Source organism: Phenylobacterium composti DSM 19425 (assembly GCF_059568645.1).
Window position 1 is genome coordinate 144781 of sequence record NZ_JCANTT010000016.1, and the last position, 26024, is coordinate 170804.

The following is a 26024-nucleotide window of genomic DNA, read 5'->3' on the forward strand; positions in this document are numbered from 1 at the left end:
CGGGAAGCTAGGCTCCAGGCCCAGCCCCCGCCAGCCGAAAGTCAGAGGTTGCCGAGCGCCTGGATCAGCTCATGCTGGAAGTCGCGGCCTTCATAGAGCGAGGTCGCCCGCAGGCGTTCATTGACCCCGTGGGCGCCGTTGCCGTCGGTGTCGAAGAAGATGCCCGACAGGCCATAGACGGGGATGTTCGCCTGGCCGAGCCACAGGGCGTCGGTGTAGCCCGCCTGCATCACCGGCTGCAGCTTCAGGCCGCCGCCGAAGCGCTTGTCGATCAGCCGCTGGGCCGTCCCGAGGATGCGGGGGTCCAGGGGCGCGACCTTGGCCAGGGGGCGCACGGGCGGCGCCAGGGTGACGCTGATCCCCGGATCGCCGATCGCCTGCTCAAGCGCCGCTTTCGTGCCTTCCAGCGTCTCGCCGGGCAGGATGCGGCAGTTGATGTTGCCGGCCGCCCGCTGGGGCAAGGCGTTGCTGGCGTGGCCCGCCTCCAGCAGGGTGGCGACGCAGGTGGTGCGCAGCAGGCGGTTGATGTCCGGATCGGCCGAGGCGATGCGGTCGGCCTCGGCGTCGTTGGGATCGGCCAGCAGCCGCTTCAGCGCCTGGGCGATGGCCGGATCGGTCGTGGGGGCGGCGGCCAGGGCGGTGAAGTTGGCCCGGCTGATCTCGTTGAACCGGACCGGGAAGCGATAGGCCTGCACCTTCAGCAGCGCCTGGGCCAGCTGGTAGATGGCGTTGTCCGGCACCGGCCGGGAGCTGTGGCCGCCGGGATTGCGGGCCTCCAGTCGGTAGTTCTGGGTGGCCTTCTCGCCGACCTGGACCTCGATGAACAGCCGTCGGCCGTCGGGGCTGATGACGCCGCCGCCGCCCTCGTTGATGGCGAACTCGGCGTCGATCAGGTCGCGCCGGTTTTCCACCAGCCACTGCATGCCGTTGAAGGCCTGGACGGACTCCTCGCCGCAGGTCAGGGCCAGCTTCACGGTGCGTTTCAGCCGGACGCCCTCGCGCTTCAGCCGCGCCAGGCTGTCGGTGTAGATCGCCACGTCCGCCTTATCGTCGGCCGCGCCGCGGGCGTAGAAGAAGCCGTCTTCCTCCACCAGGGTGAACGGATCGCGCTCCCAGTCCTCGCGCCGGGCCTCGACCACGTCCAGGTGGGCCATGAGCAGGATCGGCTTCGCCTTGGGATCGCGGCCGGGCAGCACCGCCACCAGGCCGCCTTCCTTCGGATGGGCGGGATCGGCGAAATGGTGCAGGTCGGCCTCGGGGAAGCCCGCCCCCTTCAGATGCGCCCCGGCCTTGGCCGCCGCTTCCGTGCAACTGCCGGCGGAGAGGGTGGTGTTGGTCTCCACCAGCTCCTTGTAGAGGGCCCGGAAGGCCTGCTGGTCCGGCCGCAGCGAGGTCTGGGCGCAGGCCGCCCCGGCCACGGTCATCGCCGCCGCGACGGCGAGCACGCTCCAACGCTTCATCGACGAAAGTCCCCCAAACTGGACCCGCAGCTTCACCCGTCAGCGCCAGGCTGTCCACGCTCGAGCTTGAGGGCGAGCGCCATCGCCGCTAAAGGAGGCGTCCGGTTCGTCCGCGGACCTGATGCGGGTGTAGTTCAGAGGTAGAACGTCAGCTTCCCAAGCTGAATGTCAGGGGTTCGATTCCCCTCACCCGCTCCATATTTTCAATGACTTAGCGTCCCGCTTTTGGATTTTCGACCTGTGGTCGGGAAAAAGTCGGGGGGTTTTGTTGCCAGTTTGGTCGCCGTCACGTCGACCCCCGAGGCGTCAGCCTTCCCCTTCCTCTTTGCGTCGAATCCGCTCGGCTAGGTCCATGACAATGCTGTCGCGCGATCGGCGTAGGTGGCGAGCAGGCGCTCGACGCGCTCCTCTTCCCAGCCCAGGACATCGGCGATCTGACATGGCGCGGACTCGTACGCTCAGCGCCTGATGCTCGCGATATGTTCCTGCGCGCAAAGGTTGGTTGCGACAGAACGTCGTTCGCGCTTAGGTGGCCAAGGGGCGCGCGATCGAGCGCGCGTGGGGGGTATTTATTATGGCGCTCAGCACCGCGCAGCTGTCTCTCATTGAGCAACGTGTCACTAACGATGGCCCCAGCACCGGCACCGCCTACCTGTTGTGGTTCTTCCTCGGGATTATCTCGGCTCATAGGTTCTATCTCGGCCGGCCGCTTTCGGCGGTCATCCAAATCCTGACTTACTTCATCCTTGTGGGCTTCGTTTGGCTGCTTATTGATGGGTTACTGATCCCGGGCATGATCCGCGAAAAGCGTGATCAGATCCGGAAGCGCCTGACCACGGACATGCTGGCCATGGGCGGCGGACGTGACGCGGCCGAGGCAGCGTAGGTGTCGGAACGGCCAGGGGGGACTTCTTCCGCTTATTGTCGGGGGTAGTTCAATCGAAGTTCGGGCCTGGTGCGGTTGGGCGCATAGGTACCGTTTTGATCACCGCTGTAGTCGTACTGGGCGCCCTTGGGGGCTGTACTTCTGGCGACAGCCTTGGCTTGGAGCTGCGGTGATCGGTGTCATAGTAGTTCTCGTTGGGGCGTTCCTGATCTTGGCATTCCGCTTCGTGCCCGGCGGCGTTGCGACGAATGCGACGATTGTTGCGACGGGCGCCTGGCGAGCGCCACGACGAACGCTGCTATCCTGTCGTCGGGGAAATTGCACTAGGTCCGGGTTCGGGGGGCGCCGTACCCGCGCGCCGTAGTCTTGGGTCGCCTGACTTTGCGAGTTCTTGTGGTGGACGACGAGCCGCTGGCCGCGGACTGGCTCGTGCGTTGTCTTGATGGCCTTCCTGAGGTGGAGTTGGTCGGTTGCGCGGCCGATGGGGACGAGGCGATGGAGAAGATCGCCGCCGATCGACCCGATCTGGTGCTCCTCGACATCCAGATGCCCGGCCGCTGCGGCCTGGCGGTGGCCCGCGGGATGCAGGCCGGGCCGGAGGTGGTGTTCGTCACGGCCTTCGCCGAGCATGCGCCGGAGGCCTTCGAAATCGAGGCCGTCGACTATCTGTTGAAGCCGGTTCAGCTGGACCGGCTGGCCGAGGCCGTGCGCCGGGCCCGCCGCCGGCGGGAGATGCGCGAGGCCTATGAGCGCATCGAGGCGGCGTCTGCGAAGCCGGAGCCGCCCGGGGCCCAGGGCGGCTATGACGAGGAGCTGTGGATCCGTCGCCGGGACGGCTATGTCCGGGTCCGGGTCGACCAGATCCGCCGGATCGAGGCGGCGCGCGACTACGCGCTGATCCATACAGCCACCAAGACCTACATCCTGCGGGCGACCATGTCCGAGCTGGCCGAGCGGCTGGACCCGGCCAAGCTGCTGCGCGTGCACCGCTCGGCCTTCGTGCGGCCCGACGCGGTGGCGCGGGTGGAGCGGACGGGCCGCAGCGCCATGCGTCTCCACACCGAGGACGGGGCCGTCGTCGAGGTCGGGGTGAGCTACGTCAAGCGCGTGGCCGAGGCCCTGGGGTTGATCTAGGGCTTCGCCGCAACCGCAGCGGCATTCGTCGCAAAGCTCCACAAAGCCCGTATCGGTCCTGCCAGCTTCCCGGCCAGAGGCGACGCCGAAGAGCGCCGCTTGGGGATGCGCGAGGCGCGGCCGCCGGTCGGCCGCCGTCTCGGCATGGCTGGAGCATTCAAGGTGACGATTTCGACCATCCGAGGCCGGCTGCTGGCCTCGACGCTGTACGCCGGGGCGGCCGTGTTCGGGCTGACGATCCCCGCGGCGCTGCCGGGCCTCGCCGTGGCCCAGGACTACACCTCGGGCAACCTGTCGGGCCGTGTGGAGACTGCGGACGGCGCGCCGGTGGCCGGCGCGACCGTGACCGTGCGGTCGGGCCAGGGCGTGTCGCGCCAGGCGACCACCGACGCCAACGGCCGCTACCAGATCAACGCCCTGCCGGTGGGCCCCTATTCCGCGGACGTCAGCGGTTCGGCGGGCGAGCTGTACAACCAGGCGGTCAGCGTCCAGCCGGGCGGCTCTTCGTTCAACTTCACCCTGGGCGGGGGCGCGGTGGACGAGCTGGTGGTCACCGGGACCCGCCGCACCCAGGACTTCGCCCGGACCGACATCGGCCAGGTGATCGATGTGCAGGAACTGGCCCAGCAGGTGCCGGTGGGCCGTTTGATCGCCAATGTCGCCCTGCTGGCGCCCGGCGTGTCGCGTCCCGACGCCACCATCGCGGCGAGCTCGCGGCGTAACCAGTCGACCCTGGTGGTGGGCGGCACCTCGGCGGCCGAGAGCGTTTACTACATCAACGGCCTGAACGTGACGGACCTGCGTAACCTGCTCGGCTACGCGGACCTGCCGTTCGACGCGATCCAGTCGATCGACGTGAAGACCGGCGGCTACCAGGCCGAGTTCGGTCGCGCCACCGGCGGGGTGGTGAACATCATCACCCGCTCGGGCTCCAACGAGTGGCGCGGCGGCGCCACAGTGACCTATTCGCCGAAGACCCTGTCGACCAACGCGCCGGACGCCTACGCCTCGGGCGGGGCCGGGGTGTCGGGCGCGCGCGTCTACAACAACGCCGCCAGCCTGGAGACCCTGGACACCTCGGTCTATCTGAGCGGCCCGATCCTGAAGGACCGCCTGTTCTTCTTCGGCCTCTACAACGTGCGCCGCACCGAGGAGTACTACGGCGTCTCCTCGCAGGGCTTCGACGGCGAGAGCCTCTATCAGGGCACCCAGAACTACGAGAAGAGCGACAGCCCGCGCTGGCTCGCCAAGTTCGACCTGAACATCACCGACACCCAGCGGCTTGAGGCGACCCTGTTCTCGGACGCCTCGAAGATCAACCGGCGCTTCTTCGATTTTGACGCCCGCCGGGGCATCATCGGCGAGGGCCTCGGCTATACGGAGAAGGCCGGCGGCTTCAACCAGATCTACAAGTACACCGGGGCCTTCACCGACTGGTTCACTCTCTCGGCCCTCTACGGGCAGGTGAAGTCGGACCAGCAGGACGAGGGCGACCTCGTGGACACCCCGCGCGTCCGCGACCGCCGCACGACCACCAACATCTTCCTGACCGCCGCCAACGCCGCAGGCTCGCTCCAGCCGGTGGGCGAGGACGTGCGCAAGACCTACCGGGTGGACGCCGACATCTATGCGAACTTCTTCGGTCGCCACCACTTCCGCGTGGGCTACGACCGGGAGGACCTGAAGTCGACCGATGTCCACCTCTACAACGGCGGCTTCTACATGGACGTCTTCTTCAGGACGGTGCCGGGGACGGACCTGCCGCCGCAGGCCTACGCCCAGACCACCTTCTTCGGCTCGGGCGGCGAGTACGACGCCAGCCAGACGGCGGCCTACATCCAGGACTCGTGGGACATCACCGACACCCTGACCATCCAGGCCGGCGTCCGCCTCGACCAATACAACTACAAGAACCGCGCCGGGGAGAGCTACATCAAGCTCGACGACCAGATCGCCCCGCGCCTGGGCTTCACCTGGGACCCGCGCGGCGAAGGGCGTGACAAGGTCTACGGCTCGTTCGGCCGCTACTACCTGCCGATCGCCACCAACACCTCGATCCGCGCCGTCTCGGGCGAGGACTTCCACGTGGAGTACCGCGCCGTGACGGTCAATCCGGACGGCAGCCTGGCCCGCGACGCCAACGGCGTGCCGATCGTCGGCGAGCGCCTGCGCGAGGATGCGATCTTCGCCCGGGCCATCGCCCCCGACCCGCGGGAGATCGTCAACGCCGATATCGACCCGATGTACGAGGAGGAGTTCATCCTCGGCTACGAGCACCAGTTCGCCGGCGGCATGTTCGACGGCTGGCGGGCCGGCCTGCGCTATGTGCACCGGAACCTGGCCTCGACCATCGAGGACACCGACCTCGGCCACGGCGGGGTGCTCGACCGCTATTGCGCCCGCACCAACGACGCCGGCTGCGCGGTGGTGGACGGCCTCACCGCCAACGACCGGTTCAGCGGCCACTATGTGATGTTCAACCCCGGCAAGTCGGTCCGCCTGATGCTGGACCTGCTGAACGGGCCGGGCGGCCCGAACCTGCAGGAGGTGACCTTCACCGAGGCGGACCTCGCCATGTCGAAGGTGAAGCGCAAGTACGACGCCCTGGAGTTCACCTTCGAGCGTCCGTTCGACGGCCGCTGGGCGCTGCAGGGCTCGTATGTGTGGGCCAAGTCCAAGGGCAATTACGAAGGCGCGGTGAAGTCGGACATCGGCCAGACCGACGCCTCGATCACCCAGGACTACGACGCCCACTTCCTGGCCGACGGCGGCTACGGCTACCTGCCGAACGACCACCGCCACACCTTCAAGCTGTACGGCTTCGTCCAGGCGACCGAGCGACTGCGGGTGGGGGCGAGCTTCTACGCCCAGTCGGGCCGTCCCTATGGCTGCATCGGCTATCACCCGGATGATCCGACCCCGGGCAACACCCCGAGCGCCTGGTACTGTGTCCGCAACGGCCAGCCGACGCTCACCCCGCGCGGTTCGGAAGGACGCACGGACTGGGTCACCAACACCGACCTCAACGTCACCTGGGACGTGGTCCAGGCTCGGGACGGCTTCGGCGCAGTGAGCGCGGCGGTCGACGTGTTCAACCTGTTCAACGAGAAGGCTGTGACCCGGATCGTGGAACAGGGTGAGACCGGCGGCGCGCCCGGCGTGGTGATCCCCACCTACGGCATGCCGCGCTCGTACCAGACGCCGCGCAGCGTCCGCTTCACCCTGCGCTACGCCTTCTAGGCAGGGGTCTCCGATCGTCCCGCGCCGTATCCCCCCAAGATCCGGCGCGGGATGTGGGAGGGTCGCTCCGCCCCGAAGTAGCGGCCCTCCCGTTCTTCCTGTCGCGCGAGCCGGTTGCGACGAGCGGCGGATTTTCTGCGATGGACGCGCCCTAGGCGGGCCGTCCGCCCATGATAAGGTTCAGGTTCCGGGACCTCTCCCGGGCTGGCGAGGGGCCCCGCGCTTGAAAGACCGCCGCCTCATGGATCGGCAGGGCGTTCGCCTCGGCGCCCAGGCGATGCTCTGGTGCGTCGTCCTCTGGATCGTCAACCAGAGCTTCTACCTCGCCCCGCTTTTGTGGACGCGCGGCGTCGACAAGATGACCGCCCTCTACATGGTGGGCTGCGCCACCCTCGGCGTGATGTTCTGCTTCGGCACCTTCCTCGGCCAATGGAAGGCGCGGCGCCTGTCTCGCGCCCCGCGCATCGCCGTGGCGGTGGGCTCGACCCTGGCCTCGCTGGTCGGGCATTCGATCTGCGACACCATGCTCTTCCTGGCGATGCTGAAGCCCGAGAGCATCATGGGCCGCAGCTCCCTGGCGGCGAAGTGGGAGCTGCTGCTGCTCACCAACTTCACGTCCCTGGCCGCCGTCCACGCGATCTTCGCCTGCGCTGTGGCCCTGACGCTCGCCGCCATCCAGGCCGAGGAGCGCGAGCGCAGCCTGGCCGCCGCTCGCGCCGCCGCTCAGGAGGCCCAGCTGGCGGCCCTGCGCTTCCAGATCAATCCGCACTTCCTGTTCAACGCCCTGAACGCCGTCACCTCCCTGGTCGGGGCGGGCCGCAATGGCGAGGCGGTGACGGTGGTGGGCCGGCTTTCCAGCTTCTTCCGCGCCTCGCTGGGCGTCCCGCCGGGCGCCTCGGTGCCGCTCCAGGACGAGCTCGATGTCGTGGGCGCCTATCTCGAGATCGAGGCTGCCCGGTTCGGCGAGCGGCTGGCGGTGGAGATCGAGGCGCCTGAGGCGCTGTACGGCGCGATGGTGCCGCACTTCCTGCTCCAGCCCCTGGTGGAGAACGCCATCAAGCATGGCGTCGCCGGCTCCAAGCGCCAGGTGTCAGTGCGGGTCCGCGCCCAGGCCGAGGGGCGGACCCTGGTGCTTTCCGTCTCCGACGACGGGGACGCCGCCGGCCCCGCGTCGCCCGGCGCCGGCATCGGGCTTTCCAATGTAGCCGCCCGCCTGGACGCCCTGTTCGGCGAGGAGGGCGCGATCATCACGCGGCGGCTTGAGCCGGGCTTCGAGGTCGAGCTTCGCCTGCCGCTCAGCTTCCAGGCGGTCAGCCGGGCCGCTTGACGCTGCGGCGCCCGGTGCGGGCCGGTTGACGGGCCGCGCACATCCCCGCAAACGCAGCCGGTGTCTCCTGCTCCCTCGCATGGGCCGTCCCATCGGCCGCTTCTCGGCATCACCCTGCGCATCTCGGCCATGGCCTGCATGGCCCTGCTTTCGGCCCTGGTGAAATGGTGCGGCGAGCGGGGCGTCCCGCTCTTCGAGATCATCTTCTTCCGCAACGCCTTCGCCTTCCTGCCGCTCGGCCTCTACATCTGGCGGACCACGGGCTTCGAAGTGCTCAAGACCAGGCGTCCGATGGGCCATCTGGTGCGTGCGGCCGTGGGGCTGGTGGGCATGGCCGGCGGCTTCGCCGCGGTGCAGTACCTGCCGCTCACCGACGCCACCGCCCTGGCGTTCGCTTCCCCCCTGTTCATGACCGCCCTGTCGGCCCTGCTGCTGTCCGAGAAGGTCGGGCCGCACCGCTGGGCGGCGGTGGTCGTGGGCTTCATCGGCGTGCTGATCATGGCCAGGCCTGTGCCGGGGCACATGAACGTGCCTGGCGTGACGTTCGGCATCCTGGGCGCGCTCGGCGCCGCGGGGGCCATGGTCGCTATCCGCCAGATCGCCGACACCGAGCGCGGGCCGACCATCGTCTTCTATTTCACCCTGAGCGGCACGCTCTTGGGCCTGGTGGGGTCGCTCATCGGCGGCTGGTCCGTGCCCGACGCCGGAACCCTGGGCCTACTGGTTCTCGCCGGCCTTGTCGGCGGCGTGGGCCAGCTGTTCCTTACCGAGGCGCTGCGCGCCGCGCCCGTCGGCGTAGTGGCGCCCTTCGACTACACCCAGCTCATCTGGGCGACGCTCTTGGGCCTGGTCATCTGGGGCGAGCTGCCCCATCCGGCGACCGTGGCGGGGGCAATCATCGTCGCCGGCAGCGGCGTCTACATCCTGCATCGGGAGCTGCGGCGCTTCCGCCGGCCGGCCTGATGCCGCTTCGTTGACAGACCGGCGTTACGGGAGGACGCTCGAAGCATCCTCCGGGAGCTGGTCCGATGCTGAAGACGCTCGCCTATTCCGCCGCCGCGGCCCTGGCCACCCTGGCCGCCGCGGAGGCGGCCGCAGCCCAGTCAGTGACCGTCCTCGGCGGAGGCATGGCCCGGCAGTGCTCGAACGCCGCCCTGGCCGGGGAGGCGGATCGCCGGTTCGAAGCAGCCTGCACCCAGGCGCTCGAGACCGAGCTCCTGTCCCAGCGCGACCGCGCCGGGACTTTCGTAAACCGCGGCGTGCTGAAGCTGCGGCGCCTGGAATTCGACGCCGCCCGGGGCGACTTCGACAGGGCGGTGGAGGTGCTGCCGGATCTTGCCGAGGCCTATGCCAACCGCGGCGCCGCCCTGGTCGGCCAGCGTCGCTACGCCGAGGGGCTGGCCGACATCAACCGCGCCCTCGAGCTGGGCGTTGGCGAGCCCGAGAAGGCCTATTTCAACCGCGCTCTGGCCCATGAGGGCCTGGACGACCTGAAGCAGGCCTATTTCGACTACCGCAAGGCCGCCGAGCTCAGCCCCGAGTGGGAGGCTCCGCGCAAGGAACTGGCGCGCTTCACCATCCAGGTCCGCTAGGCCCTCGGCCAAGCTGGCTTTCCGGCGGACCTGCCCCACATGGGAGCTATGCGCCCGTTCCTTCTCACCGCGGTGCTTGCCGCCGCCTTCGCCGCCGCGGGGCCGGGCCTGGCCCAGACCTCAGCGGACCTCCTGGCCCGGGACCAGCTTCGCCTGGACGAGCTGCGCGCCCAGCAGCAGTTGCAGCAGCAGCGGTCGGTCGCCCAGCACAATGAACTGATGGCCCTGGACGCGCGCCTGCGCACCGAGCAGCAGGCGGCGCGGATCGAGGCGGAACGCCGGCCGGTGCGCCTTCCCGAGCCGCCCTATCCGGGGCCGCCGGCGATGCCGGACGCCTCGCGGCTGCCGTCGATTCCGGACGCCGCCCTTGCCGCCTCCAACCGTCGGGTGCAGGAGATCAGCCAGAACCGGCGCTAGCTTCGCCGCGTTAGGTCTTCGCATCCACGGGAGGCTTCACCATGCGCTGGTCCGGCGGCCGGGGCTCCGGCAACATCGAGGACCGTCGAGGCCTGGGCCCGGCGGGCGCGGTCGGCGGCCTCGGGGCAGGCGGGGTGATCCTCGCCCTCATCGGCTATTTCGTCTTCGGCATCGACCCGTCCACCACCACCGCGGTGCTGGGTGGCGGCCAACAGGTGCAGCAGCAGGAGGGCGTTCGCGGCGGCCCTGCGGACGACGCCGGACGCTTCGTGGATGTGGTGGCCACCAATGTGGATGACGTCTGGACCCGGCAGATGCCCGGCTATCGTCCCCCGGAAGCGGTGGTGCTGTACGACCAGGCCACGGGCACCGGCTGCGGCATGGGCCAGGCGGCCATGGGGCCGTTCTATTGCCCGGCCGACCGCAAGGTCTATCTGGACCTCTCCTTCTGGCAGGAGCTGGAGGGCAAGTTCGGAGCCGGCGGCGAGGCGGCCCGGGCCTATGTGATCGCCCACGAGATCGGCCACCATGTCCAGACCCTGACCGGCGCGTCCGATCAGGCCCGGCGCATGGGCGCGCGCGGCGCCGAGAGTGGTTCGGTCCGACTGGAACTGCAGGCGGACTGCTACGCCGGCGTCTGGGCGGCCCATGCGGCGGCAGTGTCCGGCGGTCAGGTCCAGCTCGATCCGCGCGATATCGAAGACGGGCTGCGGGCGGCGGCGGCCGTCGGCGACGACACGCTCCAGCGCAAGGCCCAGGGCCAGGTGATGCCCGACGCCTTCACCCACGGCTCGTCCGAACAGCGGATGCGGTGGTTCCGGCGGGGCGTCGAGGCGGGCGATCCCGCCGCCTGCGACACCTTCAGCGCGCGGACGCTCTAGGCCAGAGCCGGGGCGTCAGCCGCCCACCATCGGGGCGGCTTCGTAGCCGAGGCAGACCGAGACGCAGCGGCGGGCCAGGAGGTCGCCGGGATCGATCACGTCCACCTTGGCCTCGGCCGTTGGCAGGACCAGAGGGACCTCGGTGCAGCCGGCCACCAGCACCTCGGCGCCGTCGGCCACCAGTTCGTCGGCCAGGGCCTTCATGGCCCGGCGGACGTCGGGGCCGGTGTCGCCGCTCTTGATCCGATAGAGCAGCTCCATGAACGTCACCTGGCGCTCGGCCGGCAGGCTGACAAGGCCCATGCCGCGGGCGGCGAGATACTCGCGGTAGAGCTTCAGGGCGCCCTTGGTGCCGAGCACGCCGGCGCGCAGGGCGCCGCTTTCCTGCGCCGCCTCCGCCCCCAGGTCGATCATGTCTATCAGCGGCAGGCCCGAGGCCCGCTGGATCAGGTCGGCATGGGCGTGGGCGGTGTTGCAGGGCATGGCCAGCACCTCGGCCCCGGCGCCGCGCAGGGCGCCCGCCATCTCGGCCAGCACCGCTCCGGCGCTGACGCCCGAGGTGTTGCGGTCGGGAACCTGCGGATTGATGTCGGCGATGACCCGGATGTGGTCCTGGTCGCGATTGGCGGGAGTGTAGGCCTGCAGCCGCGTCAGGAATTCCAGCGTGGCCGCCGGGCCCATCCCGCCCAGGACCCCGAGGGTCAGGGCGGGCGCGATCTCCGGCGGGCTCATCAGAGCTTGCCGTCCAGTTCGCCTTGGTAGCCGAACAGCCCTTGCGCGCCGCCGGTGTGCAGGAACACCACGGTCTCGCCGTCGAAGGCGCCGGCGCGGGAGAGGGCGATCAGGCCTTTCATCGCCTTGCCGGTGTAGACGGGGTCGAGGAGGATGGCGTCCGAGCGCGCCGCCAGGGTGAGGGCGTCGATCACGCCCTGGTCGATCAGGCCATAGCCCGCGCCCACATAGCCGTCGTCGACCTCCACCATCTCGCGGGCGACCCGATCCTCGAAGCCGAGCAGGGCGCCGGTCTCCCGGGCGAGCTTGAAGACATTGGCTTCCTGGGTTTCCTTGGGCGCGCGCACGCTGACGCCCAGCACCGGGATGTCGGCCCCCATCACCGCCAGACCCGCCACCAGGCCCGCATGGGTGCCGGCGCTGCCGCTGGCGGTGACGATGCGGTCGATCTCCAGGCCCAGCTCATTTGCCTGGCTGACAAGCTCCAGGGCGCATTCGGCATAGCCAAGGGCGCCGATGCAGTTGGAGCCGCCGCCGGGGATCACATAGGGCCGGCCGCCGGCGTCGGCGACTTCCTGGGCCACGCTGGCCAGGGCCTGGTTCATGTCGCTGCCGCCGGGCACGTGGCGGATCTTGGCGCCGAGGAGTTCGTCCAGCAGGACGTTGCCCGAGCGGTTGTAGTCCACGGCCTCGGAGCCCGTGCGATGCTCGAGGATCACCTCGCACTTCAGGCCGAAACGGGCGGCGGCGGCGGCCGTCTGGCGCACGTGGTTGGACTGCACGGCGCCCTGCGTGACCAGGGTGTCGGCGTCATTGGCCAGGGCGTCGCCCAGCAGGAACTCGAGCTTGCGGGTCTTGTTGCCGCCGCCGGCCAGGCCGGTGCAGTCGTCGCGCTTGATCCACACCGTCGGGCCGCCGCCATCGGGCGAGGCGAGCGCCTCGGTCAGGCCGGGCAGGGGCTCCAGCGGGGTGGGCAGATGGGCGAAGCGGACGGGGTTGTATCGGGCGAAATGCATGGAGGCTCCGTAGCACGAGGCCACGGAGCCATGCGAGCGTCTCGCGTCAGGGCCGCAGCTTGCGGGGCAGAGCTTCCACCTCGGCGGGGCTGAGCTTGGCCAGGGAGTCGACAATGCAACGGCTTTCGAAGCCGCTCTTGGTGATGCCGATGTCCAGGTCGATGGGGCGGCAGACGATGCTGGAGCCCGGCGGCTGGCGGGTGATGATGGCGTCGGACGAGATGGCGCCGGCGAGGCAGGCGCTGCTCATGGTCACGCGATAGACGTCGCCGCGGTTCACCCGCAGGAAGAGGGTCTGGGCGTCGCCCACCGTATGGCCGCGGATGTCGTGGCTGCGGAAGCAGTCGCCGCTGGCCAGGGCCGCGCCTGACGGCGGGGCGGGCGGCAGAGGCGGCTTGGTCGTAGGGGCGGCGGGCGCGCAGGCGGCGAGCGCCAGGACGGGGGCGGCGAACAGGACGCGGGGGAACTTCATCGGGCTGTCTCCGGAGGACTGCGTGAGTTTCTTATGACCGATCGCGGGCTCGGGGCCAGGGGCGTTGCGGCTACCAGGCGTTCTGCACCTTCTCGGCGAAGCCCTGCAGCCCCTCGAACGTGATCCTGCGCCTGTCGTCCAGCACGGCGGTTCCGGAAAAACGGCCGAACACCTGATGGGTGTCGGAGCGCAGGACCTTCAGGTCGGTGAGGTCGACGCGGTCGAGGACCGGCTCGAAGGTCATCTCGAGGCGTCCATCGTTGCTGGAGAACCGCCAGGGCGCCGCATCATAGGTTCCGGTCGGACTGGGGTCGGGGAGATGGAACGTCACCTGGTCCAGCTTGTGGGCGCGACCGCCGTAGAAGACCATGTTTTCGGACGCCGCAGAGGTGTCGCCGAAGCCGTAGCCGATGTTGAAACCGAACGGGACGGCGTCCACCAGGCCCGAGGCCGAGCCCCAGTACCAAGTGTTGCGATAGGTCCAGACGCCGCGCCCCCAGTCCAGCACGGCGAAGGCGCGATCGGGGGTGAAGGCATGGGCCTCGCCCCCGACCGTGACCGTCCCGCTGGCGGCCAGGCAGTTGATCTTCTGGTTGTAGTAGAAGGCCTTGGGCGCGCCCTTCCACGGCGTGGCGATGGTCATGCGGTCCATGGCCGGCTGGGCGAGGTCGATCTCGGCGCCCAGACCGCGCCCCTTGCCGAAGCCGGGGCAGTCGATGCTCAGGCGCCGCCCTTGCGGCGTGTGGCGGAAGGCGAGCTTCAGCCGCGGGTGATCCTGGACCACGTCGCCCGCGTCGGCGCTCTCGGGCATCCGCATGCGGCCGAGCGGGAAGGGGAGGATCACGCTTTCGGTGGTGTAGGTCCGGGCCTGGAAGTCGAACCAGACCACCGACAGAAGGCCCATGTAGCCGTTGTCGGCGGCGACGGCGGCGAGGCCGTGGTCGCCGGCGAGGACGCAGTAGTAGTCCCACTCCTTGATCCGCAGGGGCGAGGCGGCGATGGCCGCCCGGCTGTAGCGCCGGGCCTCGTTCCGGGCCCATCCCGCCTGCGCCAGCCGTCCGCGGCGGTCCAGCAGGTCGCCGGGACCAAGCTCGATCTGAGCCATCAGATTTCCCCCCGTTCTCGTTCGGCCCATGAAACCAAGCGTCGGCGGGAAGGTCGATGGGCGATGCGATCCTGCCGCCGCGTCATTGGCTCTTCCCCAAAACTCCGTTCGGAGATAGCGTTCGCCGATCCTCGGGGGGCCGCGCGCAAGCGGCTGAGAGGTGGGTGAGCCCACGACCCGTCGAACCTGATCCGGGTCATGCCGGCGAAGGGAAGGGCCTCAAGTCAAAGACCCAACCGGCGCCCGTGATCCGTCCATTCGGAGCCACGCGATGAACAAGCCTGCCGGAACCCTCCAGGCCGCCGCCATTCCCACCGGGGAGCGCCCGGGATCGAGGAAGGTCTATGAGCCCGGGGTGCTGTGGCCCGACATCCGGGTCCCGTTCCGCGAGGTGGCGGTGCATCCGTCCGCCGGCGAGCCGCCGCTGACCCTCTATGACCCGTCCGGTCCCTACACGGACCCGGCGGTGAGGATCGACATCGAGCAAGGGCTGCCCCGCGTCCGCGAGCCGTGGGTGGTGTCGCGCGGCGACGTGGAGATCGTCGAGACTCCGCGGGAGGTGAAGCCCGAGGACAACGGCTTCGCCAAGGGCGAGCATCTGGCCCCCGCCTTCACGGCGCCCCGGCGCGTCTACCGGGCCAAGGCGGGGCGCAACGTGACCCAGCTGGAATACGCCCGGCGCGGCATCATCACGCCCGAGATGGAATATGTGGCCATCCGCGAGAACATGCGCCGCAAGGCCGGCGAGGCCTTCATCCGCGACGGCGAGGACTTCGGCGCCTCGATCCCCGACTTCGTGACGCCGGAGTTCGTCCGCGACGAGATCGCCCGGGGCCGGGCGATCATCCCGGCCAACATCAACCACACCGAGCTTGAGCCGATGATCATCGGCCGGAACTTCCTGGTGAAGATCAACGCCAACATCGGCAACTCGGCCGTGCTCAGCCACGTCTCGGACGAGGTGGACAAGATGGTCTGGGCCATCCGCTGCGGCGCCGACACGGTGATGGATCTCTCCACCGGCCGGAACATCCACAACATCCGCGACTGGATCGTCCGCAACAGCCCGGTGCCGATCGGCACGGTGCCGATCTACCAGGCGCTGGAGAAGGTGGGCGGCGTGGCCGAGGACCTCACCTGGGAGGTGTTCCGCGACACCCTGATCGAACAGGCCGAGCAGGGCGTCGACTATTTCACGATCCACGCGGGGGTCCGGCTCGCCTACATCCCGCTCACCGCCAAGCGCGTCACCGGCATCGTCTCGCGCGGCGGCTCGATCATGGCCAAGTGGTGCCTGGCGCACCACAAGGAGAACTTCCTCTACGAGCACTTCGAAGAGATCTGCGAGATCATGAAGGCGTACGACGTCTCATTCTCGCTGGGCGACGGCCTGCGGCCGGGCTCGATCGCCGACGCCAACGACGCGGCCCAGTTCGGCGAGCTGGAGACGCTGGGCGAACTCACCCAGATCGCCTGGAAGCACAACCTCCAGGTGATGATCGAGGGGCCCGGCCACGTGCCGATGCACAAGATCAAGGCCAACATGGACAAGCAGCTCGCCGCCTGCGGCGAGGCGCCCTTCTACACCCTGGGCCCGCTCACCACTGATGTGGCGCCCGGCTACGACCACATCACCTCGGCCATTGGCGCGGCCATGATCGGCTGGTTCGGCACGGCGATGCTTTGCTACGTCACGCCCAAGGAGCACCTGGGCCTGCCGAACCGCGAGGACGTGAAGGTCGGCGTGATGACCTACAAGCTCGCCGCCCACGCCGCCGACCTCGCCAAGGGGCATCCCGCCGCCCGGGCCTGGGACGATGCGGTCTCCCGCGCCCGGTTCGAGTTCCGCTGGGAGGACCAGTTCAACCTCGGCATCGATCCCGAGACGGCCCGCGAGTACCACGACGAGAGTCTGCCGAAGGAGGCGTTCAAGACCGCCCACTTCTGCTCCATGTGCGGCCCGAAGTTCTGCTCGATGAAGATCAGCCAGGACATCCGCGACGCCGCCCGGGGGCAGAACGACGTGGCGGCCCAGGACGCGGAGCGGGGCATGGCCGAGATGTCTCAGAAGTTCCGCGAGGCGGGCAGCGAAATTCAGGTGCCCCTCGCGCCGGCGGAGTAGTCGTTGTCGTCTGGAAAACGGCCGCGTGCTAAGGCTCGCGGCCGATGACGCAACAAGCCCGGTCCCTGACCATCCGTCTGGAAGGCGATGAGCGCTTCAACCTGCTCTATCGCCCGAATACCCGCGACCGAAAAACGATCGAGGATATCTGGACGAATCATCCGTACCGGCTGGCCCGGTACGGCGGCATCGCCCGGCGCCTGTTCATCGACGAGACCTACCTGCGGATCCTCGCGGAGGGCAGGCGGCCGTTGATCGTTGACGCCGGGGCGAACATCGGGGCCAGCGTCCGCGCCTTCCGCGCGTACTATCCGGAAGCCCACATCATCGCCATCGAGCCTGAGGCGGGAAATTTCGTCCTGCTGAAGACCAATGTGGCGGGCGTGCCGGGAGTGGAATGCCACCAGGCTGCGGTGGCTTCGGCCAATGGCTTCGTCCGGTTGACGGATCCGGGCCGTTCCACCGACGCCTACCGAACCGGCGCCGCCGCCGAAGGGCAGGAGATCGGCACGGTCCAGGCCATGTCCATGGCGACGATCCTCGACCTGGCGCCAGACACCTCCCCGCTGCTGGCGAAGATCGACATCGAGGGCGCCGAAGCCGAGCTGTTCGCCAGCAACACCGACTGGGTGGACCGTTTCCCGGCGATCGCCATCGAGCTGCACGACTGGATGCTTCCGGGCCAGGCCAGCGCCGCGCCGTTCCTGAAGTGCGTCAGCGAACGCGGCCGCGACTTCATTCAGCCGCCCACGGACATTTCCTTCTCTCTTCGCAACCCCGCCTGACCGACCGCATTGCGGGACTGACTGGGGGGCGCTGCGACGCGGCGCCGCTTTCTGTGAGAGGGAACAAGCGCTAATTGGCCCCGATGCAGCCCGCGTCAGAAGCCCCGCCGCGTCCCGGCGTCCTGGTGTCGATCCAGGTCCTGAGGGCCGTGGCCTGCCTGATGGTGCTGATCCACCACGCCCGCAATCCGAAGGCCTGGATGTTCGATCCCATGGTGGGGTGGAACCTCACCACCGGCGTCGATGTGTTCTTCGTGATCAGCGGCTTCATCATGTATGCGACCGCCCGCGAGCAGGCGCCGGCGGAGTTCATGCGCCGCCGGGTCATTCGCATCGCGCCGCTCTACTGGATCGCCACCCTCACCTGGCTGATCTGGCTGCTGCTGCGCGGCCTGCCGACGCCTGACGCCGGGCACCTGTGGCTGTCGCTGGGGCTGATCCCGCACCAGAGCCCGTCGCATCCCAACACCGTCTGGCCGGTGCTTGTGCCCGGCTGGACCCTGACCTTCGAGATGGCCTTCTATGTGCTCTTCGCCGTGGGGCTTGCGGTGCGCCGGGTCGTGCCGGTGGTGACGGCGGTCATCGTCGGTCTGGTGGCGTCGGGCTTCATCCTGAAGCCCGACGTCACGGTGCTCCGGGCCTTCACCGGCCCCATTCTCCTGGCCTTCCTCTCCGGCGTGCTGATCGCCTGGGCCCATGCCCGGGTCAGCTTCGCCCGGGCCTGGCCACTGGCGGTCCTCGGCGTCCTGGGCCTTTTGGCGCACGCCACGCCGCTGATCGACCTGCCCAAGGTGTGGGTCGTGGCCTCCAGCGCCGCGCTGGTGGCGGGGAGCCTAGCCTTTGAACCGCTCCTGCGGGCGCATCGACCGAAGACTCTCGAGACCCTGGGCGACGCCAGCTACGCCATCTATCTGTTCCACACCCTCGTCCTGGCCGTCGTCATGTGGGGAGGCCGCGACCTGCCCTTGGAGGGCTGGCCGCAGTTCCTGGTCCTGATGGGGCTCGGCGTCGGCCTGTCCGTCCTGGCGGGCGGGGCCATCCACCGCTGGGTGGAGCGGCCGATGCTGAAGGCGCTGCTGCGCCTGCGGCTGCCGGGCGCCTCGCGGGCCGCCGCCGCCAACGGCGCGGCGGGCGGCTAGGCCGCCTTCGCCTTCACCGCCGACTGCGCCACGAATTCGGAGGTGCGCAGGGCCAGGGCCACGATGGTCAGGGTCGGGTTGGCCCAGCCCGAGGTCGGGAACACCGAGCTGCCGGCGATGAAGAGGTTCTCGACCCCGTGCACCCGCCCGGTCGCGTCGGTGACGCCGTGGCGCGGATCATCCGACATCCGGGTCGTGCCCATGTGGTGGTAGCCGCCGATGTGGTGGGCGCCGATCAGCGGATCGGTGCGCCAGCCGCCCTCGGGATCGGCCAGCCAGTCCGCCGGCTCCACCCGGCCGAGGCCAAGGCGCGTCAGTTCGCCGTCAAGCACATCCACCAGCCCGGCCACGCTCTGGACGTCGAGGGCCGTTGTCCGCCAGTCGAGGGCGAGACGCGGCACGCCCAGGGGATCGCGCTGGGTGGTCAGCCGGACGCGGCTCAGCGGGTTCGGGGCCTGTTCGGCGCGGATCGACAGCGCCAGATCCCGCAGCCCCAGCCGGTAGAGCAGCCAGGGGCGCAGGGGATCGGTGCGCCGCTGCGCCCACTTCACCGCCTGCTTGGTCAGCATCCATAGCGCCCGCCCGCCCCGGGTCGGGTCGAGCTCGTGCTTCAGGTGCGAATAGGCGGCCATGCCCCAGTTGGTGGCGGCGCCCGGCGCCTGGCGGGCGGCGATGGTCAGGGAGGTGTTCAGGAGGCCGCGTTCGGCCTGGGTCTCGCGGCTGGGCTTGATGAGCCCGGCCAGCTCCCGGGCGCCCAGCCGGTGGGTGCGGCCGAAGGCCTTGAGCAGCCGCCAGGCGCTGCCGCCGACGATCCGTCCGCCGCGGGCGTGGGGATGTTCCATGAAGTAGCGGCCGACCTGGTCGTAGTCGTTGCCGATCCCGTGTCGCGCCACGCTGTCGGAGGCCAGCATCAGGCGGGGGTTCTCCAGCCCGCCCGCGGCCAGCACCACGGCCCGCGCCCGGATGCTCAGGGCGCCCTGCCGCAGGGAGCGGGCCTCCAGGCCGGTCACATGCCGCCCCGACGCGTCGAGCTTTATCTCCGTCACCGTGGCGTGGGTGATGATCTTGCACCGGGGATGGCGCACCAGGTCTTCGCAGGCCTCGAAGACGAAGCGGTTGAACCGCCGGTCGAAGCTCCACACTCCGATCTCCAGCCGCCGGGCGTCGAAATCGGGCGCAGGGGCGCCGGCCGCGCGCAGGTCGTCCACCGTCGGGGCCGTTTCCGGCTCGTCGAACACGCGCCTGGCCGGACCGTAGTAGCGGGCAAGCTCATCCCAGGAGATCGGCCAGCCCGAGTGCGGCACCCAGTCCCGGCGCTCCAGGTCGATGGGGTCGAACTCGGCGATGCGGCCGCCCCAGATGGCGGTGGTGCCGCCGAAGAAGCGCAGCCGCGCGTCCTCCAGGTCGTAGTAGGTCTCGCCGATGTTCTCGCCGGCGTTGAGGGCGGCGGTGGACCGCTCGTAGTCCAGGCCGCCGCTTTCCAGCAGCAGGACCGAGTGGCCAAGCTCCAGCAGGCGGCGGGCCGTGGTGATGCCGGCGGCGCCGCAGCCGACGATGCACACCTCGGCGTCCAGGTGGCGCAGGTCGTCGGCGTCGTTCAGGTCGCGATGCATGGGCGGAGAGCTAGGACGTAGCGGCCGCCGATCCAATGGCGTCCGGCAATTTCACCGGACGTTATCTTGTGGATGTGGCCTTGCGGCTGCGCCTTCCGGGCGATCAGAGCGCCTCGGCCGCCCGAAGCGTCTCGGCCCTGGCCATGAGCTCATGGTGGGCGAGATCGCCGCTCAGCACATAGGCCGACCGGCCGCGTTCCCAGAACACCGCCGCTTCCCGGCCGCGTACGGCGATTTCGGGCCGCCCGCCGGCCAGGGTGCGCGCCCTGACGGCGAAGAGGATGAGGCGTTCCTGCTTTGGCGTCTCCACCAGCAGGTTCAGGCCCGGGCCCTCGTCGGTGGGAAAGACCTGGGCGTCCAGCACCCGCCAGTCGGCGGGCAGGCGCGGGGGTTTCATGTTCAGGACCCGGGCGACCTCGGCCGCGTCGAAGGTGGCCGTTCCCCGTTGCGAGGCCATCCGGCTGCGCACGCCCATGGCCAGGCGGGATTCGGCGGCGTCTTCCACATAGCCGGGCGGCGCATCGCCATCGACCTCGCGCCAGCCGTCCAGCTCGCGTTCGCCGGCGACGGTCCAGCCGAGCATGCCGGACGCCAGGCAGCCGGCCACGCCCAGGGCGGCCAGGCCCACGCGCCAGCCGGAACTGCGCGCAGGGCGCCTCTCGGGAACATCGCCGCCGCGCATGTGCAGGCCGGCCATCATCCGGGCCGCAAGATCGGGATTGCAGGCGAGGAAGCCTTCCACCTCGCGCCGCCGCGCGCGGCTAAGCCGGCCCTCGGCGTAGGCGCTGAGGTCAGCCTCGGAGATGTCGAGGCGCGGCGTATGGCCGTCGTTCGCAGCTTGCACGGGCGGGCTCCTCTGGCGTCGCCGTCAGGCCCTGCCTGAATGCGTCGCCGCCTTCACCGTGTCCAGTTGATTGGGGCCGCAGCGTCTCAGTCGCGGCTCTTTGCCTTGGCTTCGGCCTTTTGCGGCGCCGGCCAGACGCGCACGGCCACAGCCACGCTCACCGAACCGATCACCGCCGCCGCCGCGCCGGCCCACTGGACCGCGTTCATGCCGATGGCTGCGAAATGACCCGCCGTCGCGCCGGAAAGCAGCACCAGACCCGCCGTAGCCCATTCGGCGAAGAACTGCTTGGTCGTCTGTTCCGGCATGCGAACTCACCCGTGTGGAGCCGAGGTTGAAGATCGTCCCCGGATGCCAGAAGACGCCGAACGATGCGATGCGACCCGTCCGCGCACGATGGGGCGGGGCCCGTGTGGCGGTAGGTCGCAGGGTCCATCATCCGGAAGTTGTGCGAGGGTGCGGCGTCGAAACGACCCGCCCTACGCTCGACCCCAAGAGCGTCGGGCTCACAGTCGCCGGCGCTCTGCGTATCGGAGCGCCGGTTTGACTTTGCCCACCAGCCTGCCCATCTTGATCCGATCATGTGTAAGTCCGCCATGATCATGTCCCGCATCTGCCGGGCCGGCCGCTTCATCGCAGGCCGCTAGCCCCGAGCCCAAGTCGGCCGCAAGGCCGGGGTTCGGGGATCGACTCTCTTTTTCTTTCTGTCCTCTAGACATCAGTCCGGCGGTTGCGCCTGGACGAAGGTGGAACCTTGTCTACATCTACTGAAACCTTGCGGCCTGCCCGCAAGGCGGCTGTGCGCCAGCCGACCGTGCGCGTGGCTGAGGCCGACTACGACCGGCTGCTGAATCTCGCCGCCCAGGACGGGCCCGGCGCCGAACTGCTGGCGCGCGAACTGGAGCGCGCCATCGTGGTCCGCGAGGGGCAACGGACTCCGGCTTTCGTCCGCCTTGGATCCTGGGTCGAATATCGCGACCTGCTCACCGACCGCCTGCGAAAGGTCCAGGTGACGCCGCCCGACGCTGCGGACATCGACGAAGGGCGGCTGTCCGTGCTCTCGCCCGTCGGGGCCGCGCTCATCGGCCTCTGCGCCGGCGACACCTTCGGCTGGACGGGGCCTGACGGCCGGCCGCGGCTCATCACGATCGAGGCGGTGAGCGCCGGCTGATCGGCGAGCGGAGCCTGACGCGCGAAGGCGGCGCCCGCCTGGGAGCGCCGCCTTCGCCGTGTCTTGCGGGTGGATCTTCGACCCGCCTGGGGTCACTCGCCGGGCGGCGTTTCAGTCTGCGGGGCCGCTCGGGGCGCTTCGGGGGCGGGGGCGATCTTGTCGATGCGCCCGGTCATGAGATCTGTGGCCGTGACTGTCGAGGCGAAGCCGGGCTCGGGCTCGGGCATGGCGTCAGTCGAGCCGCGGTCCGCGATCAGCTGGCGGCGGTCGGCGTCAGCCGGCCGATCGGCGGCGGGGTTTTCCGCCGGTGGCGAGGGTTCGGCCGGGCGGTCGATCTTGTCGATGGGCATTCGGATCCCTCCAGAAAGTGTCGCGAGGTCAAACGATACGTTCTGCCGGGGGTTCCTCGGCGGCGGGTCAAAATATTCGTATTTGAAGATGCGTATTCAGAATTGAATAAGATAACACTGCAATGTGTGTGGAGTGTATTTTGTAGGTTTCCTTTTGAATGGCAAGAGTTGTCTCTGGATTGGTGGGGCCGTTAACCGTTTTAGGCTTGCGCCAAGCTTGGGATCGGCCACATTGCGGCCAAGGGCTGGGTTTCGCGCCGGGCCTGCTGTTGCGGTGCGTCGCAGGCTTGAGCGATGCGTCGGATCGGGGCGGCCGGATCGAAGGCATCGCTTGACCGCCCTGCGCGGGGCTCCTCAAGCTGGCCTCATATGTCGGAGGAATGAATGCGCCTGAAGGCTAGGCTCCAGCGAGAGTTGCGTTTCCTGCGGGGCCTGAACCGGACGCTGAAGCGCGTGAAGTCGATCTCCAAGGAGAGCGACAACCTCGTCTGCGACGACATTCAGGCGGCGATGGACGCCCATCGCGAGCGGCGGGCCATCACCTTCGAAGGGCGGACAGTGACCTATGGCGAGCTTGACGCCATGGCCAACCGTTACGCCCACTGGGCCAAGGGCCTGAACCTGCGGCGCGGAGCCGTGGTGGCCCTGTTCATGCCCAACCGGCTCGAATACTTCGCCATCTGGTACGGCCTTTCGAAGGTCGGCGTCGTCACCGCCCTGATCAACAACCAGCTCGCGGGGCTGCCGCTGGCCCACTGCCTGAACATCTCGGGCGCCCACCACATCATCGTCGATCCCGAAACCTCACCGGTGTTCGAGCAGGCCAAGGACCTGCTTGAGCGGCCGCTGCAGCAATGGATCCTGGGGCCGGCCCACGGCGGCCAGCGCGACCTCGTCCAGGCGCTGAAGAGCTGCAGCCAGCTGCCGCCCGACCGGTCTGTGCGCGAGGACATGCGCGCGGGGGACACCGCGCTGCTGATCTTCACCTCGGGCACCACCGGCATGCCCAAGGCCGCGCGCGTCACCCACATGCGGGCCCAGCTCTACATGCGCGGCTTCGCAGGCTCGACCGGCGCCAAGGCCACGGACCGGATCTACATCACCCTGCCGCTCTACCACGCCACCGGCGGCCTCTGCGCCGTCGGCGCCGCCCTGCTCAACGGCGGCTCGATCGTGCTGCGCCGCAAGTTTTCAGCCAGCCATTTCTGGCCCGAGGTGGTGGCCGAGGGCTGCACCATGTTCGTCTACATCGGCGAGCTGTGCCGATACCTGGTGAACCACGAGGAGGTTCCCGAGGAGACCGCCCACAAGATCCGCCTGGCCTTCGGCAACGGGCTGCGGCCCGACATCTGGCCGGTGATGAAGCAGCGCTTCCGCATCCCGGACATCCTGGAGTTCTACGGCTCCACCGAAGGCAACGTCAGCCTGTTCAACTTCGACGGCCGCGAGGGGGCCGTCGGCCGGGTGCCGAAGTGGCTGCGCAAGCGCTTCAACATCCGCCTCGTCCAGTTCGACGTGGATCAGGAGACCGTGGTCCGCGGGCCGAGCGGCTTCTGCATCGAGGCGGGTGTCGGCCAGATCGGCGAGTGCATCGGCAAGATCGGCGGCGACGCCCGCGCCGAATACACCGGCTATCTCGACCGCCAGGCCTCCGAGAAGAAGGTCCTGCGCGACGTGTTCACCCGAGGCGACGCCTGGTTCGCCACTGGCGACCTGATGCGGATGGACGCCGACGGCTATCTCTATTTTGTGGATCGGGTGGGCGACACCTTCCGCTGGAAGGGCGAGAACGTCTCCACGAACGAAGTCGCCGAGCGGCTGCAGGCCGCGCCCGGGGTGGCCCAGGCCACGGTCTACGGCGTGACGGTCGAGGGCGCCGACGGGCGCGCCGGCATGGCGGCGCTGGTGGTCGATCCGGATTTCGACATCGTCCAGTTCGGCGAGCATGTGGCCCGCGAACTGCCGCCCTACGCTCAGCCGCTGTTCGTCCGCATCCTGCCGGCCATCGACACCACCGGCACCTTCAAGATCCGCAAGGTGGATCTGGTCGCGGACGGCTATGACCCCGCCAAGGTCAAGGGGCCGCTGTTCTTCCATGACCCCAAGAAGGGCTATGTGAAGATCACCAAGTCGGTGTTCGAGAAGCTGGCGGCCGGCGAGGTGAAGGTCTAGCCGGCGCCGCCCAGCGGCAGGAGGATCCGGCAGACCAGGCCCTCCGGGGCGAACTCCAGGCTGGCCTTGCCGCGCAGGGCGCCCTGCAGGCTGCGTTCGATGAGCCGCGAACCGAAGCCGCGGCGCGTCGGCGGTGTCACGACGGGGCCGCCGCTCTCGCGCCAGACGAGGTCCAGCACGCCGCCTTCCGCCTGCCAGGAAATGTCGACCCGCCCGGCCGCGCAGCTCAGCGCGCCGTACTTGGCGGCGTTGGTGGCCAGTTCGTGGAAGAGCAGGCCGAGGGCCAGGGCCTCCGCGGGAGCCAGGGCCACGTCGGGCCCCGCCATGTGATAGCGGTCGGCGCCGTAGGGCCGGAACTCCACGCCCAGCACGTCGCGCAGGCGGGCGCTGCGCCAGCTGGTGGCGGTAAGCAGGTCGTGGGTGGCCGACAGCGCCATCAGCCGGGACTCGAAGGCTTCCCGGAAGGTCTCGATGTCGCTTGTGGTCCGCAGCGTCTGGGCGGCGATGGCCTGGACGGTGGCCAGGGTGTTCTTGACCCGGTGGTTCAGCTCATCCACCAGGAGCTTCTGCTGCCGCTCGGCGAGGACCCGGTCGGTGACGTCGCTGCCCTCCACGAACACGCCCCAGACCTCCTCGCCGGGGGCCGTCATCGGCTGGAACACGAAGTCGACGAACCGCTCCTCGAGCGGCGCGCCCGGTGCGCGCTGAAGCCGGACGCTCACCGCCTTGCCCACATAGGGCTCGCGACGCCGGACCACCATGTTCAGCAGTTCGACGAAGCCCTGAGCGTGGACCTCGGGCAGGGCTTCCTCGATGGTCCGACCGATCACCTGGCGGTGGCCGATGAGCTGCTGATAGGCGTGGTTGACCAGGGCGAAGGTCAGGCGCTCGCCGGTGAGCACGGCCATGAAGCCGGGGGCCTGCATGAAGAGGTCCCGCAGCCCCTGGGACTCCTCGATCAGGGAGGCGTTGAGCGCCTCGACCTCGCGGGTGCGCTGCAGGAGGTCGGCCTCGCCCGGGACCGGCAGGACATCGCCCCCGGGCCCATAGGCCATATCCTTCAGGCGCTGGAGCTCGGTGACGTCCACCGTATTCTGGACGATGTAGGCGACCTGTCCGTCCGCGTCGAAGAGCGGAATGTGGATGGCCGACCAGTATCGCATGTCGACCCCGCCGCCGCGGCTGGGCGGGCGCTCGATGGGATAGGGGATCAGCGGCAGGGAGTCGGACTGCCCCGTCTGTAGTACGCGCTCGAAGGAGGCCTGGAGCCGCTGGGCGCTGTCGGCATGCCCGGGGAAGGCCTCGAAGACGTTCACGCCGATCAGCTCGTCGCGGGCGCGTTCAAGCGTGCGGCAATAGGCGGCGTTGGCCTCGACGTACCGGAAGGTCCGGTCCAGGACCATGTAGGGGCTGGGCAGGCGGTCGAAGAGCGCGCGAAAGTCGGGGCCGCTGCCGGCGGCGTCATTGGCTGCGCGCATCATCACCACCCAAACGCGTTCCGAACGCCAAGCGGCGAAGCTTGTTCCTTCGCCGCACTGCCAGGGCGCGCAAACCGGCCTATATCTG

At 69.3% G+C, this 26024-nt stretch carries 23 protein-coding genes, 1 tRNA gene and 1 riboswitch; of the genes, 14 read left to right on the plus strand and 10 right to left on the minus strand.

Features of this window, described 5'->3' with window-relative positions; translation table 11 throughout:
• Nucleotides 1-41: 41 nt before the first annotated feature.
• Nucleotides 42-1460 (minus strand): M20/M25/M40 family metallo-hydrolase, encoded by a 1419-nt coding sequence (locus BO64_RS12350; protein ID WP_496403608.1) that lies wholly within the window; start codon nt 1458-1460, stop codon nt 42-44.
• A 123-nt stretch (nt 1461-1583) separates the two neighbouring features.
• Here BO64_RS12350 and BO64_RS12355 point away from each other — a divergent pair.
• The 9 genes from BO64_RS12355 to ypfJ all read left to right on the plus strand — a co-directional run bounded on the left by BO64_RS12355 (nt 1584) and on the right by ypfJ (nt 10937).
• A tRNA-Gly gene (locus tag BO64_RS12355) sits at nt 1584-1658 on the plus strand.
• A 376-nt stretch (nt 1659-2034) separates the two neighbouring features.
• Nucleotides 2035-2346, plus strand: a complete 312-nt coding sequence (locus BO64_RS12360) for a TM2 domain-containing protein (RefSeq protein ID WP_496403609.1) — start codon at nt 2035-2037, stop codon at nt 2344-2346.
• Nucleotides 2347-2742: 396 nt separating this feature from the next.
• A complete protein-coding gene (locus tag BO64_RS12365; RefSeq protein ID WP_496403610.1) occupies nt 2743-3480 on the plus strand; it encodes a LytR/AlgR family response regulator transcription factor in 738 nt (245 codons plus the stop codon).
• A 162-nt stretch (nt 3481-3642) separates the two neighbouring features.
• Nucleotides 3643-6720, plus strand: coding sequence for a TonB-dependent receptor (locus BO64_RS12370; RefSeq protein WP_496403611.1), 3078 nt, complete (start codon nt 3643-3645; stop codon nt 6718-6720).
• A gap of 223 nt (nt 6721-6943) precedes the next feature.
• Nucleotides 6944-8047: a sensor histidine kinase gene (locus BO64_RS12375; RefSeq protein WP_496403612.1), complete on the plus strand. Its 1104-nt coding sequence runs from the start codon at nt 6944-6946 to the stop codon at nt 8045-8047.
• Between the two features lie 60 nt (nt 8048-8107).
• A complete protein-coding gene (locus BO64_RS12380) occupies nt 8108-9010 on the plus strand; it encodes a DMT family transporter (RefSeq protein ID WP_496403613.1) in 903 nt (300 codons plus the stop codon).
• A gap of 65 nt (nt 9011-9075) precedes the next feature.
• Complete coding sequence (locus BO64_RS12385; RefSeq protein ID WP_496403614.1) at nt 9076-9639, plus strand: tetratricopeptide repeat protein; 564 nt, start codon at nt 9076-9078, stop codon at nt 9637-9639.
• Nucleotides 9640-9687: 48 nt separating this feature from the next.
• Nucleotides 9688-10056 carry a hypothetical protein gene (locus BO64_RS12390; protein ID WP_496403615.1) on the plus strand — a complete coding sequence of 123 codons (369 nt, stop codon included), beginning with the start codon at nt 9688-9690 and terminating at the stop codon, nt 10054-10056.
• Nucleotides 10057-10097: 41 nt separating this feature from the next.
• Entirely contained in the window at nt 10098-10937 is an 840-nt protein-coding gene (gene ypfJ, locus BO64_RS12395; RefSeq protein WP_496403616.1) for a KPN_02809 family neutral zinc metallopeptidase, read from the plus strand.
• 15 nt (nt 10938-10952) lie between these two features.
• On the opposite strand, the gene cuyB is transcribed toward ypfJ, so the two are convergent.
• The 4 genes from cuyB to BO64_RS12415 form a co-directional block, all read right to left on the minus strand.
• Nucleotides 10953-11669: a cysteate racemase gene (gene cuyB / locus BO64_RS12400; protein WP_496403617.1), complete on the minus strand. Its 717-nt coding sequence runs from the start codon at nt 11667-11669 to the stop codon at nt 10953-10955.
• On the minus strand, nt 11669-12685 hold the full coding sequence (gene cuyA / locus BO64_RS12405; RefSeq protein ID WP_496403618.1) for a D-cysteate sulfo-lyase: 1017 nt from the start codon (nt 12683-12685) through the stop codon (nt 11669-11671). The genes cuyB and cuyA overlap by 1 nt, the downstream gene beginning before the upstream one ends.
• Nucleotides 12686-12731: 46 nt before the next feature.
• On the minus strand, nt 12732-13157 hold the full coding sequence (locus BO64_RS12410) for a DUF6491 family protein (protein WP_496403619.1): 426 nt from the start codon (nt 13155-13157) through the stop codon (nt 12732-12734).
• 70 nt (nt 13158-13227) lie between these two features.
• Complete coding sequence (locus tag BO64_RS12415) at nt 13228-14262, minus strand: DUF2804 domain-containing protein (RefSeq protein ID WP_496403620.1); 1035 nt, start codon at nt 14260-14262, stop codon at nt 13228-13230.
• Between the two features lie 122 nt (nt 14263-14384).
• A riboswitch (TPP riboswitch) is annotated at nt 14385-14492 on the plus strand.
• Between the two features lie 41 nt (nt 14493-14533).
• Between BO64_RS12415 and thiC the strand changes: the two genes are divergently transcribed.
• The 3 genes from thiC to BO64_RS12430 all read left to right on the plus strand — a co-directional run bounded on the left by thiC (nt 14534) and on the right by BO64_RS12430 (nt 18308).
• Nucleotides 14534-16384 carry a phosphomethylpyrimidine synthase ThiC gene (thiC, locus tag BO64_RS12420; RefSeq protein ID WP_496403621.1) on the plus strand — a complete coding sequence of 617 codons (1851 nt, stop codon included), beginning with the start codon at nt 14534-14536 and terminating at the stop codon, nt 16382-16384.
• A 44-nt stretch (nt 16385-16428) separates the two neighbouring features.
• Nucleotides 16429-17169: an FkbM family methyltransferase gene (locus tag BO64_RS12425; RefSeq protein ID WP_496403622.1), complete on the plus strand. Its 741-nt coding sequence runs from the start codon at nt 16429-16431 to the stop codon at nt 17167-17169.
• Between the two features lie 83 nt (nt 17170-17252).
• Nucleotides 17253-18308 (plus strand): acyltransferase family protein, encoded by a 1056-nt coding sequence (locus tag BO64_RS12430; protein ID WP_496403623.1) that lies wholly within the window; start codon nt 17253-17255, stop codon nt 18306-18308.
• On the opposite strand, the gene BO64_RS12435 is transcribed toward BO64_RS12430, so the two are convergent.
• From BO64_RS12435 to BO64_RS12445, 3 genes are all read right to left on the minus strand, one after another.
• Entirely contained in the window at nt 18305-19921 is a 1617-nt protein-coding gene (locus tag BO64_RS12435) for an FAD-dependent oxidoreductase (protein WP_496403624.1), read from the minus strand. The two genes, BO64_RS12430 and BO64_RS12435, sit on opposite strands and share 4 nt — an antisense overlap.
• Before the next feature lie 103 nt (nt 19922-20024).
• Nucleotides 20025-20765 (minus strand): hypothetical protein, encoded by a 741-nt coding sequence (locus BO64_RS12440; protein WP_496403625.1) that lies wholly within the window; start codon nt 20763-20765, stop codon nt 20025-20027.
• Nucleotides 20766-20851: 86 nt separating this feature from the next.
• The gene (locus BO64_RS12445; RefSeq protein WP_496403626.1) at nt 20852-21073 is read right to left on the minus strand and encodes a hypothetical protein; all 222 of its coding nucleotides are present in this window, start codon (nt 21071-21073) and stop codon (nt 20852-20854) included.
• Between the two features lie 491 nt (nt 21074-21564).
• On the opposite strand from BO64_RS12445, the gene BO64_RS12450 reads away from it, so the two are divergent.
• Complete coding sequence (locus BO64_RS12450) at nt 21565-21936, plus strand: GreA/GreB family elongation factor (RefSeq protein ID WP_496403627.1); 372 nt, start codon at nt 21565-21567, stop codon at nt 21934-21936.
• 92 nt (nt 21937-22028) lie between these two features.
• Here the strand turns inward: BO64_RS12450 and BO64_RS12455 are convergent, their stop codons facing one another.
• The gene (locus BO64_RS12455; protein ID WP_496403628.1) at nt 22029-22286 is read right to left on the minus strand and encodes a hypothetical protein; all 258 of its coding nucleotides are present in this window, start codon (nt 22284-22286) and stop codon (nt 22029-22031) included.
• 384 nt (nt 22287-22670) lie between these two features.
• Between BO64_RS12455 and BO64_RS12460 the strand changes: the two genes are divergently transcribed.
• Complete coding sequence (locus tag BO64_RS12460; protein WP_496403629.1) at nt 22671-24458, plus strand: long-chain-acyl-CoA synthetase; 1788 nt, start codon at nt 22671-22673, stop codon at nt 24456-24458.
• Here BO64_RS12460 and BO64_RS12465 read toward each other — a convergent pair.
• Nucleotides 24455-25936 carry a sensor histidine kinase gene (locus BO64_RS12465; RefSeq protein ID WP_496403630.1) on the minus strand — a complete coding sequence of 494 codons (1482 nt, stop codon included), beginning with the start codon at nt 25934-25936 and terminating at the stop codon, nt 24455-24457. The genes BO64_RS12460 and BO64_RS12465 overlap by 4 nt on opposite strands.
• Nucleotides 25937-26024: the final 88 nt, after the last annotated feature.